At 41.2% G+C, this 12359-nt stretch carries 11 protein-coding genes and 1 pseudogene; 2 read left to right on the forward strand and 10 right to left on the reverse strand.

What is annotated here, in order from left to right; translation table 11 throughout:
• The first annotated feature begins 152 nt into the window (after positions 1 to 152).
• Positions 153 to 1301, forward strand: coding sequence for a glycosyltransferase family 4 protein (locus tag GNE10_RS09750; protein ID WP_185564997.1), 1149 nt, complete (start codon positions 153 to 155; stop codon positions 1299 to 1301).
• A gap of 537 nt (positions 1302 to 1838) precedes the next feature.
• Here the strand turns inward: GNE10_RS09750 and GNE10_RS09755 are convergent.
• The 8 genes and pseudogenes from GNE10_RS09755 to GNE10_RS09790 form a co-directional block, all read right to left on the reverse strand.
• A pseudogene (locus GNE10_RS09755) lies at positions 1839 to 2588 on the reverse strand (hypothetical protein); the annotation flags it as partial.
• A 246-nt stretch (positions 2589 to 2834) separates the two neighbouring features.
• Positions 2835 to 3068, reverse strand: coding sequence for a preprotein translocase subunit SecG (gene secG / locus GNE10_RS09760; protein WP_099070821.1), 234 nt, complete (start codon positions 3066 to 3068; stop codon positions 2835 to 2837).
• Positions 3069 to 3282: 214 nt separating this feature from the next.
• On the reverse strand, positions 3283 to 4881 hold the full coding sequence (gene gpmI / locus GNE10_RS09765) for a 2,3-bisphosphoglycerate-independent phosphoglycerate mutase (protein ID WP_185564999.1): 1599 nt from the start codon (positions 4879 to 4881) through the stop codon (positions 3283 to 3285).
• Positions 4882 to 5431: 550 nt separating this feature from the next.
• Positions 5432 to 7126: an ABC-F family ATP-binding cassette domain-containing protein gene (locus GNE10_RS09770; RefSeq protein ID WP_185565001.1), complete on the reverse strand. Its 1695-nt coding sequence runs from the start codon at positions 7124 to 7126 to the stop codon at positions 5432 to 5434.
• 155 nt (positions 7127 to 7281) lie between these two features.
• Positions 7282 to 8100 (reverse strand): Rpn family recombination-promoting nuclease/putative transposase, encoded by an 819-nt coding sequence (locus GNE10_RS09775; protein WP_185565003.1) that lies wholly within the window; start codon positions 8098 to 8100, stop codon positions 7282 to 7284.
• A 34-nt stretch (positions 8101 to 8134) separates the two neighbouring features.
• Entirely contained in the window at positions 8135 to 8632 is a 498-nt protein-coding gene (locus GNE10_RS09780) for a hypothetical protein (protein ID WP_185565005.1), read from the reverse strand.
• Between the two features lie 593 nt (positions 8633 to 9225).
• Positions 9226 to 9684 (reverse strand): DUF29 domain-containing protein, encoded by a 459-nt coding sequence (locus GNE10_RS09785; RefSeq protein ID WP_185565007.1) that lies wholly within the window; start codon positions 9682 to 9684, stop codon positions 9226 to 9228.
• A 75-nt stretch (positions 9685 to 9759) separates the two neighbouring features.
• The gene (locus tag GNE10_RS09790) at positions 9760 to 10122 is read right to left on the reverse strand and encodes a helix-turn-helix domain-containing protein (RefSeq protein ID WP_099070827.1); all 363 of its coding nucleotides are present in this window, start codon (positions 10120 to 10122) and stop codon (positions 9760 to 9762) included.
• 190 nt (positions 10123 to 10312) lie between these two features.
• Here GNE10_RS09790 and GNE10_RS09795 point away from each other — a divergent pair, with 190 nt between their 5' ends.
• Positions 10313 to 10762 carry a hypothetical protein gene (locus GNE10_RS09795; protein WP_185565009.1) on the forward strand — a complete coding sequence of 150 codons (450 nt, stop codon included), beginning with the start codon at positions 10313 to 10315 and terminating at the stop codon, positions 10760 to 10762.
• A 6-nt stretch (positions 10763 to 10768) separates the two neighbouring features.
• Here GNE10_RS09795 and prfA read toward each other — a convergent pair whose 3' ends face one another.
• Positions 10769 to 11866 (reverse strand): peptide chain release factor 1, encoded by a 1098-nt coding sequence (prfA, locus tag GNE10_RS09800; protein ID WP_185565011.1) that lies wholly within the window; start codon positions 11864 to 11866, stop codon positions 10769 to 10771.
• A gap of 105 nt (positions 11867 to 11971) precedes the next feature.
• Positions 11972 to 12211: a 50S ribosomal protein L31 gene (gene rpmE, locus GNE10_RS09805; protein WP_073641968.1), complete on the reverse strand. Its 240-nt coding sequence runs from the start codon at positions 12209 to 12211 to the stop codon at positions 11972 to 11974.
• Positions 12212 to 12359 lie beyond the last annotated feature (148 nt).

The following is a 12359-nucleotide window of genomic DNA, read 5'->3' on the forward strand; positions in this document are numbered from 1 at the left end:
GCCATAAACTTACGAGTTTAATTAGCTAAAATATTAGCTTTTTGAACTAATTTTTGGCATTAAAAATGAGGCTAGCAAGTATACAACGATAAAGACCACCAAGGACGCAAAATTAATACATTAAACCCGCTTTTCTTACAGCCAAATAAAGAATGCGTATAGCCTGGATTGGAAAAAAATCGCCCTTTTGCGGTAATGTTACCTACAGTCGAGAAATTACAAACGCCTTGCTAGACAAGGGGCATCAAGTTAGTTTTCTCCACTTTGCTCAAGAAGAATCAGAGCCTGATAATTGGCCAAATCTCCAAGAGGTTCCCCTACCTTTTATTTACAAATCCCAGGTTTACACAATCCCCACTTTTAAAGCGACTAAAGTTTTAACCGACTCGCTGCGGAAAATTAAGCCAGATGTTGTACATGCTTCTTTAACCTTATCTCCTCTAGACTTTGTTCTACCGGAAATCTGTGAAGAACTGAAGTTACCTTTGGTTGCTACTTTTCACACACCATTTGCTGGAAAAGGAGCAAAACTGATATCAGGAACGCAACTTTTGGCTTATCAACTCTACGCACCTTTTTTGGTTAATTACGATCGCGTGATTGTATTTTCCCAAATTCAGCGGGAATTATTGGCACGTATGGGTGTCAGGGAAGAAAATATTGCCATAATTCCTAACGGTGTCGATACCATCAAATATTCTCCAGGTTATTCTCAAATCAAAGCAGAATTCCAAGCCGAACGCTTGTTTGTTTATCAAGGTCGAATAGCACCAGAGAAAAACGTCGAAGCTCTACTGAGAGCTTGGAAGCAGTCATCAATGGAGGCTAACAGCAAGCTGTTAATTGTTGGTGATGGGCCTTTGAAGTCTTCTTTAGAGCCATTTTATGGTTGGGAATACGGAATTATCTGGTTAGGATTTGTTGCAGATGAAAATCGGCGCATCGAAATTTTGCGCGGCGGGGATGTATTTATTTTGCCTTCATTAGTAGAAGGATTATCTTTATCTTTGTTAGAAGCAATGTCATGCGGGATGGCTTGTTTGGCAACAGATGTTGGTGCAGATGGAGAAGTATTGGAAAAGGGAGCGGGTATAGTCGTTAATACGAAAACTGTGCGATCGCAATTGCGAACTCTTTTACCTGTGTTACAAGACCATCCAGAGTTAACAACTTTACTGGGGCACAAAGCTAGACAGCGCGTATTAGACCGCTATACCCTCAGTAAGAATATTACTATGTTAGAAAAACTTTATGAAGAAGTGTTAACACAGCGACCTTTACCACTTAGTCGTAGAGCTTAGGGAAAGGGAAAAAGTGCGATCGCACTGTGTAAATTCTAAAATGGTAATGAGTGCGATCGGGCAGCAATGTTAGGCAGCATTGGCTAGTATTCTAGTCATGCAATGATTTGTGACTTATTCTGAATACAGATACCTGATCTAAGAATTCTCTTACCAGTTTTACAAGGCCATCTACAGTTAACGAAATATGTCCTTATACCTTAGAGCAAATTTTGGATAAAAACTGGTTGACTTAATCTGAAATTTTTATTTTTTGCGCTAATTAAGTTGTTACAGTTTATCATATTCTTCTGGTTCTACGTTGGGCACTTTATTCAAAACTTGCTGAAATTTTTCCCAACTACCAGTTTTGGCTTTTTCTTCCAAATAGTCTTTGGTCATCCATGCGGAAACTTGTGCAGATAAGGCAATAGTTGTAAGTTGTTCAATAGAAATATTTTCTCTTGCTGCTAAAGCTTCAATTTGTTTATATAAAGATTCGGGTAGTTGTACATTTAAGTTAGTCATGGGATTTCTCCTACTATTTGAATTATCCACTAAAGGCCATCCCAAAGTTGTCGGCTGTTGATAAACTAGCTTCAAAGTATTCACATCCCGAAGAGAAATAGACGCAGGATTCCGAACTTGGGAAAAGTATAAAGCATCAGTTTGTAGGGGACTATGACCCCAAATTCCCAAAGCGTGTCCGAGTTCGTGACGAGCTGCTGCTTGGATATAATCACCTGTTTGACTCGGACTGAGTAAGATATTGAAGCGGTGAAATAAAACTTTGTTATTGGTATATAACTCGTAAGTAGTTTGTGCCGATCGCGCACGGGGTATATTACTACCTGGAGAAATTTGTAGAGGCGGCGCTTTTCTGAAAATGCTAATATCTGCGACTTCTGGCTGTTGCACTACTGTCAAAGGCAAATAAGCACTCCATTCTTGCACAGCCTGTAAGACACTGCTGACCCATGCTTGAGCTTGTTTTTCGCTAACGGCCTTTGGTGTTTCTACGTAAACTTTAATAGGAAATTGCGACCAAACTAAATAACCAACTTGAGTTGTTGTCACTTGGGAAAAGTAGTCGCCACTGTTAGTGTTATCTTGCCACTGCGCGAGTGTGGATGGCAATGGATGAGGTTTTGGGGGAAGGGAGGGTGAGGGAGATGTAGCTTTAACTTCTCTTTGGGAGACGCTAGCGGGAACCCACAGGGTGGGAGATGAGGGAGAAACAATAACTAATGCCCCATGACGCCACTTGCTCCACTTGGGGAGACCCCAAGACCGCAGTGGCTCCCCCATGCCCCATGACGCCACTTGCTCTACTTGGGGAGACCCCAAGACCGCAGTGGCTCCCCCATACCCCAAGTTACTAAAAATAATTAGCAGCCCAGTGCTAATACTTAAGCCAAGAGCTGCTAATAGTTGTCTAATTAATTTTTTGGGGGTTTTCGGTATTGGATATTGCCTTTTGTTCCTCATTTCCCCCTCACTTACTCCCTCATCTTCCACCCTGCGGTAAGCTAAAGCTACATCTCCTCATCTTTTTTATTTAGGCAGCCAACCAGCACTTAAAACTACTGTTAAACCAAGAAAAATGATTGTCAACGCCCAAGTGACTCGGTTCAAGGTGTTTTCTGCACTTTTGGTGCTGCTAAATAGCTGAGCTTGTCCACCAATGGCTCCAATACCATCACCTTTGGGGCTGTGTAGCAAAACTAAAACAATTAGACCAACGGCGGAAAATGCCCAAATGCCTTGCACGATATTAGTAACTGTCATGGTAGAAATCTCGTTTATAACAAGTTTTAAAAAAGAGGAGTTAGGAGTTAGGAGTTAGGAGTTAGGGGTGAGAAGTTAGGAGTTATGAGTTAGAAGTTAGGAGTTAGGAAAATTTTAATCGATCGCTCTTCACTATTAACTCTTAATTATTAACTCCTCACTGTTAACTCTCCACTCCTAACTCTTAATTATTAACTCTCCACTCTTAACTATTTTACAAGCCCACTTGCACGGGGGTGCGAGTTCGTTGCAGCTCGTATTCTGCGGTTTTCAGCAGCGATCGCCCTGTCATTTCTGGTGGTTGAGGCAGCTGTAAAATCTCTAGAATGGTAGGGGCAATGTCGGCTAGCTTGCCATCGCTTCGCAGTTCGACATTTGTACCATAACCAGGGATTTTGACTTTTTCTCCTTCCACGAGGATAAAGGGAACTGGATTAGTTGTGTGAGCTGTCCAGGGATTACCCTCTTCATCTAGCATATACTCAGCGTTGCCATGATCGGCAGTAATAATTGTCGTACCGCCAGCTTTGATAACGCTCTCTAGTAATCGTCCCAAACAGCGATCGACTGTTTCAATGGCTGTAATGGTGGCTTCAATCTGACCAGTATGCCCTACCATATCTGGATTGGCATAATTAATCACAACCAAAGAATATAAACCCTTTTCAATGGCAGCGATCGCTACGTCTGTAACTGCTGTTGCTGACATTGCTGGGGCATGGTCGTAAGTTGCTACCATTGGGCTACTGACTAATTCCCGGTCTTCACCAGGAAAAGGTTCTTCCAAACCGCCATTAAAGAAATACGTGACGTGGGCGTATTTTTCGGTTTCGGCGGTGCGTAATTGCTTGAGATTGTGATTGGCTATTACTTGTCCCAGAATATTATTGAGATTCTGCGGCTCAAAAGCCACAGCTAAGGGTAAGTCTGGGTCGTATTGGGTAAAGGTCACAAATGAGATCTGTGTGATTTGCTTTCTTTCAAAACCGTTAAATTCAGGACTGACAAAGGCTTGAGTCAGTTGTCTAGCGCGGTCGGGGCGGAAGTTGAAAAATATTACCCCATCCCCTGCTTCTACTGCACCAGGAGCAATTCTAACGGGATTGACAAATTCATCTTTTACCCCTTCACCGTAAGATGCTTGCAAGATTTCCACAGCCTTACGGTTGTCAGTCACTGTATTTTGTGTCATGACATCGTAGGCACGTTTGACTCGATCCCAACGGCGATCGCGATCCATCGCGTAGTAGCGACCGCTGAGGGTGACTATGCGCCCGATGCCTATGCGGTCTATGTAATTTTGTAGTTGGCTGATGGCTTTTATACCGTCGGTTGGCGCGGTGTCACGACCATCAGTAATCGCGTGGATACAAACTTCTGAAATTCGCTGCTCTTTAGCTAAGTCAAGTAGTCCAAACAGATGGGTGATATGGGAATGTACCCCTCCCTCAGAACAAAGCCCTACTAGATGCAGCTTGCCATTGCGAGAGCGAACTTCCTGGCAAATTTTGACAAGTGCTGGGTTTGAGGTAATGGAACCATCTTCCACCGCATCAGAGATACGTACCAGTTCTTGTGGTACCACTCGCCCAGCACCAATGTTCAAATGGCCAACTTCTGAGTTGCCCATTTGACCATCTGGCAACCCTACGGCTTTTCCTGATGTGTGGATGAGGGTATGCGGGTAAGCTGCCCATAAACTGTCCACAATCGGAGTTTTAGCAGCAACAATAGCGTTTCCTCGCGTCTGCTCGCAGTAGCCCCATCCGTCTAAAATGACTAGCACCACAGGAGCAACAGGTGCTTTGGTCATAGTAAAATTGCCCTTTACTTTTTGTAATACCCGAATGATACCATTGCTAATCGCTGCCGCAAGTGAATTTCTGCTTATTAACTTCTTTTATGAAGGACTTGCAGCTTTTTGAGACATTTTTTAAATATTAGTAATTTTTCTATCGTGTTTTTGATCTTGAATAATCAATGATTATTTAGTACCCTGTCACACATTTTAGTTGCATATCAACACGTGAGGTTACCATTTTTTAGTGGTCAATTATGACTGAGTGTTATTGATGACCAATGAAAGTTTTGATAGAGAACGCAATATTTAGCTGTGTTAGTTGAATCGCAATTTTAAGCCAGCAAGTCACCAGTTATTAACTGTATTTTTAAAATGTAAGGGACTTCCAAGTAAAAAAATATTCCATTGCTACTTGGTGACTGTTGACCGTTGATTGTCAAGCGTCAACAGTCAGCGCGTTAACCAGAATAGTTTATTTTTTTCGTGGAACTCCCATTAACTAAAATAAAAAACTGACAAATGCTTAGCGTTGAGTTTTACTAGTAAGCGATTGTCCACTTTATTATTTTCTTTTTGTGGCAGCTTTGGCTGCTTTGGCAGCTTTTTTTGCAGCTTTTTCGGCTTCTATTGCAGCTAACCTTGCTTGTTCTTTTTCTTCAGCAATTTTTTGCAGATAGTAATGATAATCTCCTAAATAAACGTGGAATTCACCATCACGAATCTCGACAATTTTGTTGGCTACCTGAGAGATAAAGTAGCGGTCATGAGATACAACAATTGCCGTACCGTCATAATTTTGCAGGGATTCTTCCAGCATTTCTTTTGCTGGAATATCTAAGTGATTTGTAGGCTCATCCAAGATTAATAAGTTGGCAGGACGTAAAAGCATTTTTGCTAATGCTAAACGAGCTTTTTCTCCTCCACTTAATGCGCCGACTGCCTTAAATACTGTGTCACCAGTAAATAAAAATCGTCCTAAAAGCGTCCGGACATCTTCATTTTTCCAATCGGGAACTTCATCATGGATTGTTTCCATGACAGTTTTCTTCAAGTCTAAAGCTTCGGCTTGATTTTGCTCAAAGTAACCGGGAATAACATTATGATCGCCCAATTGAACAGTACCTTCTGTGGGTATTTCCATCCCCATGATGAGGCGCAAGAGTGTAGATTTTCCAGCACCGTTGGGGCCAAGAAAAGCAATGCGATCGCCTCTTTCAATTAAGAGATTCGCTCCCAAAAACAAAATCTTATCATCATAGATATGAGTAAAATCTTTGATGTTTACCACTTCACGTCCACTGCGTGGTGCGGGAGGAAAACGGAAGTGCAGAGTTCTCACTCCAGCTACTGGTGCTTCGATGCGTTCAATTTTTTCCAGTTGCTTTTCCCGGCTTTTTGCCTGGGTACTGCGGGTAGCACTGGCACGAAATCGATCGACAAAAACTTGTTGTTTTTCTAATTCTTTCTGTTGACGTTCGTAAGCACTCAGTTGTGCAGATTGATTTTCAGCTTTCTGTTGTAAATATGCAGAGTAATTGCCGAGGTAAGTAGTAGAAACACCGCGTTCAGTTTCCACAATTTGGGTGCAGAGTCGGTCAAGAAATTCACGGTCATGGGAAACTATCACCATCGGCGTAATTAGTCCCTTGAGGTAATTTTCTAGCCACTCAATGGTTTCTAAATCCAGATGGTTAGTTGGTTCGTCCAGGAGTAACAAGTCGGGTTTTTGCAGCAGGATTTTACCCAAACTCATCCGCATTTGCCAGCCGCCACTAAAAGCACTCACAAGGCGATCGCTATCTTCTACCCCAAATCCCATTTCTGGTAAGATTTTCCCAATGCGTGCGTCTAAGCCATAGCCATCTAAAGCTTCAAATTGGCGTTGTAAACGATCTAATTTGTTGATTAGCCGTTCCAGTTCCTCTGGACTAGCCGCTTCCATCTCACATTGTACCTGCGCCAGAGATAACTGTACTTGGTTCGCTTCTTTAAAAACCGTCCAAAATTCTTCTCTAACAGTGCGCGTCGGATCTACTTCAAACTCTTGGTTGAGGTATGCTATGTGTAAACTGGCAGGACGAATGATTTCCCCTGAACTCGGTTCAATTTCCCCAGTAATAATTTTGAGTTGGGTGGATTTTCCAGCACCGTTGACACCGACTAAGCCAATGCGATCGCCTGGTTTAACTTCCCAGTTGATATCTTTGAGAACTTCGCCTGTAGGATAAATTTTACTAATATGTTCGAGTCGCAGCATTAAGTTTCTCTCAGGTAGGGAGTGGGTGATTGAGGACGAAGTACTAATACCGCTTCCAATATTAACAAAAATTAACTATAAATTTGTTCCAGGAAACTTGCAAAACTGCAAATCAAATTTGCTCTCTGTGACGCATTAAAATTACCGCATCCCTCTTAAGACTGATTTTTTGCTATTTTTGTAACTTCTTCAACACTTAAATCCAAGGCTTGTGCTATGTATTCTACGCTCAAACCTGCCGCCAACATGGGTCGTACTGCTTGTAGTTTACCTTGTTCAATGCCTTGTTCAATGCCTTGTTCAATGCCTTGTTGAATACCTTCCTGAAAGGCTTCCTGATAAAATCTGGTTTGTTTTAACTCGCTTAAGCCAAACATTTTCTCCATATCCTCTCTACTCATTGTCGGAAACTTGTAAGCCAAAATAGTTTCTATAAATTGTAATAATTGCTGCTGTTTTAATGGTGAATCTATCTCTGATTTGGTTCTGTCTATCAACTGCCTTGCTTCTAGAATTGCTATATCTTCAGTTGCCATTACTAATTTAACAGTTCCAATACCAATTGGAAGCGATGCAGTTTCACCTAATTCATCTAAATAAATTCGTCTAACTCGCTGACTTGTGAAGAACTCACGATAATGTTTAATATCACCTGTATCGATACTTCTGTTAGGGTATAAAATCACAGTATTCCAGTTATTTTGCGGTTTATTTTGGCGGAGGTACAAACATATTTCGGCAAATAGCCGTGAATAAATTTCTGTATCAGCTTGAAACTGCACTTCGATAAAATAAATCTGGTTTTCAGTGCCTTGTGTGGGTAAAAATACACTATCAATCCTGAAGGCTGTTTGTTTGATTTCAATTGATGAAAATTGATAAAGGCTAGCTTCTTCGGGCGAATTTCCGATAAGCTCGAAGAAAATACTAGGAAATTCTTGAAAGAGGCGGTAAAAAATACTGTCTGTTTTCATGATTTTTTACCACTTGCTAATTATCATTTGCTTTTCATACATTACTTTCTTTTTCTAAACCGTCTCGCACTTCTAGCAACCGCTCTTTTGCAATTCCTAATATTCGCGAAAGTGGTGCCAACAGACTATCATCAAATGCTTCTCCAGCATAAATATTATTCAGTTCAGTAGGAGATACTTTAAAAGTATCACAAAATTTAGCAAACTCTTGGTTACTCAAGTCTAGTTCTTTTTGCCGATCGCGAAGTAAAAGAGCGATCGCTCTAGTTCCGTATTTGGGACGTTCGCTACTTTTTACATATTTGTGAATTAGATAATTTACTTTATTGGTGTCCCCACCCATTTTTTTTATTAAGTCAGTACAAGCTAGTTTAAGTGCTTTTTTAAAAACTTCTTCATCATTCAAAAAACTAATTATTTCGCTTGCATATTCTTGTTTAAAAAATCCAACTAAATTGCCTTGATGGTATATTGGTATATAAGCATTGTTCGTTTCAACTTGCCAGTCTAAAGGTTCATTGCGTAGCGACATAGATACACCCTTAAAATCATTTAAGATTTCACCATTTTAAAACCATTTTTTATTACTTGCCAGTGGTTAGATTTGCTCTGATAGTTATTTGGTAACTTTTTGTAAAAACTCGCTGTGTCTAGAACCCCGACTTCTCAAATCAGTCGGGGTTCTAACTTTTCCTAATTTAAGAATGCTATATTTCAGACTGCTAGTCAAAGGAGAATAACAGATTCTCCTGTTTTTGTTTCTCAGCTAAGTCTAAATTCAATTCTAAAAGTTTCTCTAAAATATGGTCGCTAGAATTCCAACCATAAACTTACATGAGTATAGGAATCCGGTTTGATATCTAAAATTATTTGTGTAGTCAGGCAATAGGCAACAGGGTTTTAGATAAATATGGGTGTACGCGATTATTTTCACCCAATCAAATAGGAGTCCTATAATTTATCTAACTGTTCGTGGAGTTTATAAAGCCGGCTGGTTGGATGATCCAAAAATTTGTTGTACAGTATGGTGATTCCCTACTGTTTTGATTCCATTTGTTGTGTGCAGTATTGATGAATTGCTTCAGTCTTTGAAGAAATTTCATTAACTAACAAAAATGGTAGGAATTATCCTTCCCAGTCTTGACGAGTATCGCACAGGAAAGTGTCTGCGATCGCATCATCAAATAAATAGGGGCAATACTCTGGAAAAGTTCGTAATGGTAAGTTAGTTTCTCGTAGCGCTAAATCGACTCCTGCTTCAAAGCCATCTAACAAGGCTTCTTCTATTCGAGACTTCAAGCTGGGGTTCTGTCGCAAATGCCTGTGGATGGCACGACGCTGTTCTCGAATTGTTAAAAACCAACTGCGAGAACGTTGTTCGGGTTGATATTCCCACTTCAAAAGATGACCGAGTAATACACTCAAACGACTCACGAGTTGCCGATACTCCTGTCTTCCCAACGCTTGAATTTCCTCTTGCAGGTGTTCCCAGTCTAGTTCCATAACTAGCCTCTGCTCTAGCGCTTTCGCCTGCTGCTGCGTCCAGCCATAAAAGTCTTCGTTATGTAAACAAGGTTTGTTCATATCTATATAAATGAATCTTGACAGCAACAAACCACGAGCTAATTGAATGATTTAAATTCTATTGTGAACAACTATTCAACTGGCTGAAGCTTCATCACCTGAAGCTTCAGCCACAGCAGCAAACCTATCAGCCGCAGCTTGAACGATTTGAGCCACTTGGCTAAGAGGCATGTGCTGTATTTGTCTGAGAATCAAACTCAAATCCGAAGTTTCTTGTATTGGCTTGCCATCCAAGCAACTAAGTAACTCCTGGAGTGTATAACCCGCTCTCGCTGCGATTTTTGCCAAATATTCAGTATCTGGAACATTTACACCTTTTTCCCACAATTGAACAGCAGTAGCAGAAACTCCCAAAAGCTTGCCAAAAGCTCGCTGGCTCATGGAACCGCGAGCTAGTTTGATAATTTCAATTAGTTTTTCTCTGCTTTCGATGTTCACTGCTTGTGTAGCTAGTCAACTGCTTTTATTAGTTTAGTGATAAAGTCTAAAATTTTAGTTTACTATTGACAAGTTTCATTGTTAATGGTAATTTAAATGAACATTGTAATTAAGCAACGTTCGTTTTTATTATAGATCGTAGACGCTGCTACCTCATTCGGCATTGTTGCCAGTCACACAAAGGTGCATCATGTTTTCTAAGCCACGCCAAATAAAAAAATATCGCCGTAAAGGTCGAAATTTTATTGCGACTAATAAAATTAAACCAGAACAGTGGCAAATTTCAAACCGTGAAGCCGAACAAGCTCTGAAAATTAAAGGCTATCAGATTAAACAAATCAAGAAAATCCATTGTCTAAAGCATCAGGTGTGTATTTCTTACTGGGATGCAGCAGGTAACGTGTGTAGTAGCTTTTTTAGCTATCGGATTTTTGGACGTTGGCAAAAAGAAGTAGAAAGCTTAATTTATACCTGTCAAGCTCTTAAGGAATGGGCAAAGATAAATTACGTTATGAAACACGAATTTGCCTATTATAGTTATCCTACTGAAATAGAAGATGCACTCCGCGCTGCATTAGAAAACCGCTTACAGGTGTTAAAATTAACAATTCAGCAAGCGGTTTATCAGACTTTTTACTAATAAAAATTAATTAACGCTAGCAGTTGCTAATTCAGCTAGACGTTCCTGTTGGTCTTGGGAGATGCAAGATTGGATAATAGTCTCCAAATCGCCTTCCAAGACTGGATTAAGAGAATAGTTTTGACCTAAACGGTGGTCGGTAACGCGGTTGTCTTTATAATTGTAAGTGCGAATTTTTTCCGATCGCGATCCCGTTCCAACTTGCGATCGCCGCATGGAAGTTACAGCTTCTTGTTGTTCGCGTAACTTCATTTCATACAACTTCGCCCGGAGAATTTGCATCGCTCGTTCTTTGTTTTGCAACTGGCTGCGTTCTTCAGTACAGAAAATCCGAATTCCCGTTGGTTTGTGCATCAAGTCAACGGCTGTTTCCACCTTGTTGACGTTTTGTCCACCAGCACCACCAGAACGAGCCGTGGTCATTTCAATATCCTTCGGGTCAATGTGGATTTCCACATCATCGACCTCTGGCATAATTGCCACCGTAGCAGTGGAAGTGTGAACCCGTCCGCCTGCTTCTGTAAGCGGCACCCGCTGTACGCGATGCACTCCAGCTTCAAACTTTAGCTGACTGTAAACGTCGTCACCTTTAATTTCCAGAATCACTTCTTTCCAACCGCCCATTTCTCCCAGAGATTCACTCACCAGAGAAACTTTCCAACCTTGAGTTTGGGCGTAGCGAGTGTACATCCGCATCAGATCCCCAGCCCAAATACTGGCCTCATCGCCACCCGTACCAGCGCGAATTTCCAACATGATATTCTTTTCATCATTGGGGTCGCGAGGCAGCAATAAAACTTTCAAACGAGTCTCTAAATATTCTATTTTTTCCTCAAGTTCATCTACTTCCAGTGCTGCCATTTCTTGCAGTTCTGGGTCACTAGCAGATTCTTTAAGTACTTGACGCGCTCCGATCAAGTCTTCTTGGGCTGTTTTCCAAATTTCATAGGTATTAACTACCTCTTCCAAAGAAGAACGAGACTTAGCAATTTGTTGATACTCATCAGGGTTGCTAGCGGTATCGGGGTCGCCAAGACGACGGGTTAATTCATTAAAGGTTTGTTCAACGGATTTTAGTTTGTCCAGTAAGTATGATTCAGCCATGACGAGTGCGATCGCTCCTTAAAAAAATAACAAATTGGCTCGAGCATATAAATGACAATCGACCCCGAAAAATGCAGGGTCGTCGTTAACAGCAGAGCCAACCCGCTACTTTTTCTTTTTGGTGCCGGTGCTTTGTTCGCTGGACATACCGTATTTGCGGAGGAACCGCTCAACTCTACCCTCGGTGTCGATAATCTTCTGAGTACCAGTGTAAAATGGGTGATTTCCAGACCAAACATCTACGTGTAATTCTGGCTTGGTAGAGCCAACGGTCATCACAACTTGACCGTTACAGTAGACTTTAGCATCTGGATACCACTTGGGATGAATATCAGATTTAGCCATTGTTCCTTTTGTGGTGAATCTATAAAAATTATAACTTTTTGGTTGAAATTAGAGCTAGGGATTGGTAACTGGGGAGTGTGGGGAGTGTGGGGAGTGTGGGGGGAAAGATTTTTTCACCATCCTCCCACACCTCCGTCTCCTCCCACAC

It is taken from the genome of Nostoc sp. 2RC, from assembly GCF_014222165.1.
In the GTDB taxonomy this organism is placed as follows: Bacteria; Cyanobacteriota; Cyanobacteriia; order Cyanobacteriales; family Nostocaceae; genus Nostoc; species Nostoc linckia.

Bases quoted from the DNA above. Each gene is read 5' to 3' on its own strand.
- GNE10_RS09750 (WP_185564997.1), top strand. From the start codon at position 153: ATGCGTATAGCCTGGATTGGAAAAAAATCGCCCTTTTGCGGTAATGTT.
- secG (WP_099070821.1), bottom strand. From the start codon at position 3,068: ATGACAGTTACTAATATCGTGCAAGGCATTTGGGCATTTTCCGCCGTT.
- gpmI (WP_185564999.1), bottom strand. From the start codon at position 4,881: ATGACCAAAGCACCTGTTGCTCCTGTGGTGCTAGTCATTTTAGACGGA.
- GNE10_RS09770 (WP_185565001.1), bottom strand. From the start codon at position 7,126: ATGCTGCGACTCGAACATATTAGTAAAATTTATCCTACAGGCGAAGTT.
- GNE10_RS09775 (WP_185565003.1), bottom strand. From the start codon at position 8,100: ATGAAAACAGACAGTATTTTTTACCGCCTCTTTCAAGAATTTCCTAGT.
- GNE10_RS09780 (WP_185565005.1), bottom strand. From the start codon at position 8,632: ATGTCGCTACGCAATGAACCTTTAGACTGGCAAGTTGAAACGAACAAT.
- GNE10_RS09785 (WP_185565007.1), bottom strand. From the start codon at position 9,684: ATGAACAAACCTTGTTTACATAACGAAGACTTTTATGGCTGGACGCAG.
- GNE10_RS09795 (WP_185565009.1), top strand. From the start codon at position 10,313: ATGTTTTCTAAGCCACGCCAAATAAAAAAATATCGCCGTAAAGGTCGA.
- prfA (WP_185565011.1), bottom strand. From the start codon at position 11,866: ATGGCTGAATCATACTTACTGGACAAACTAAAATCCGTTGAACAAACC.
- rpmE (WP_073641968.1), bottom strand. From the start codon at position 12,211: ATGGCTAAATCTGATATTCATCCCAAGTGGTATCCAGATGCTAAAGTC.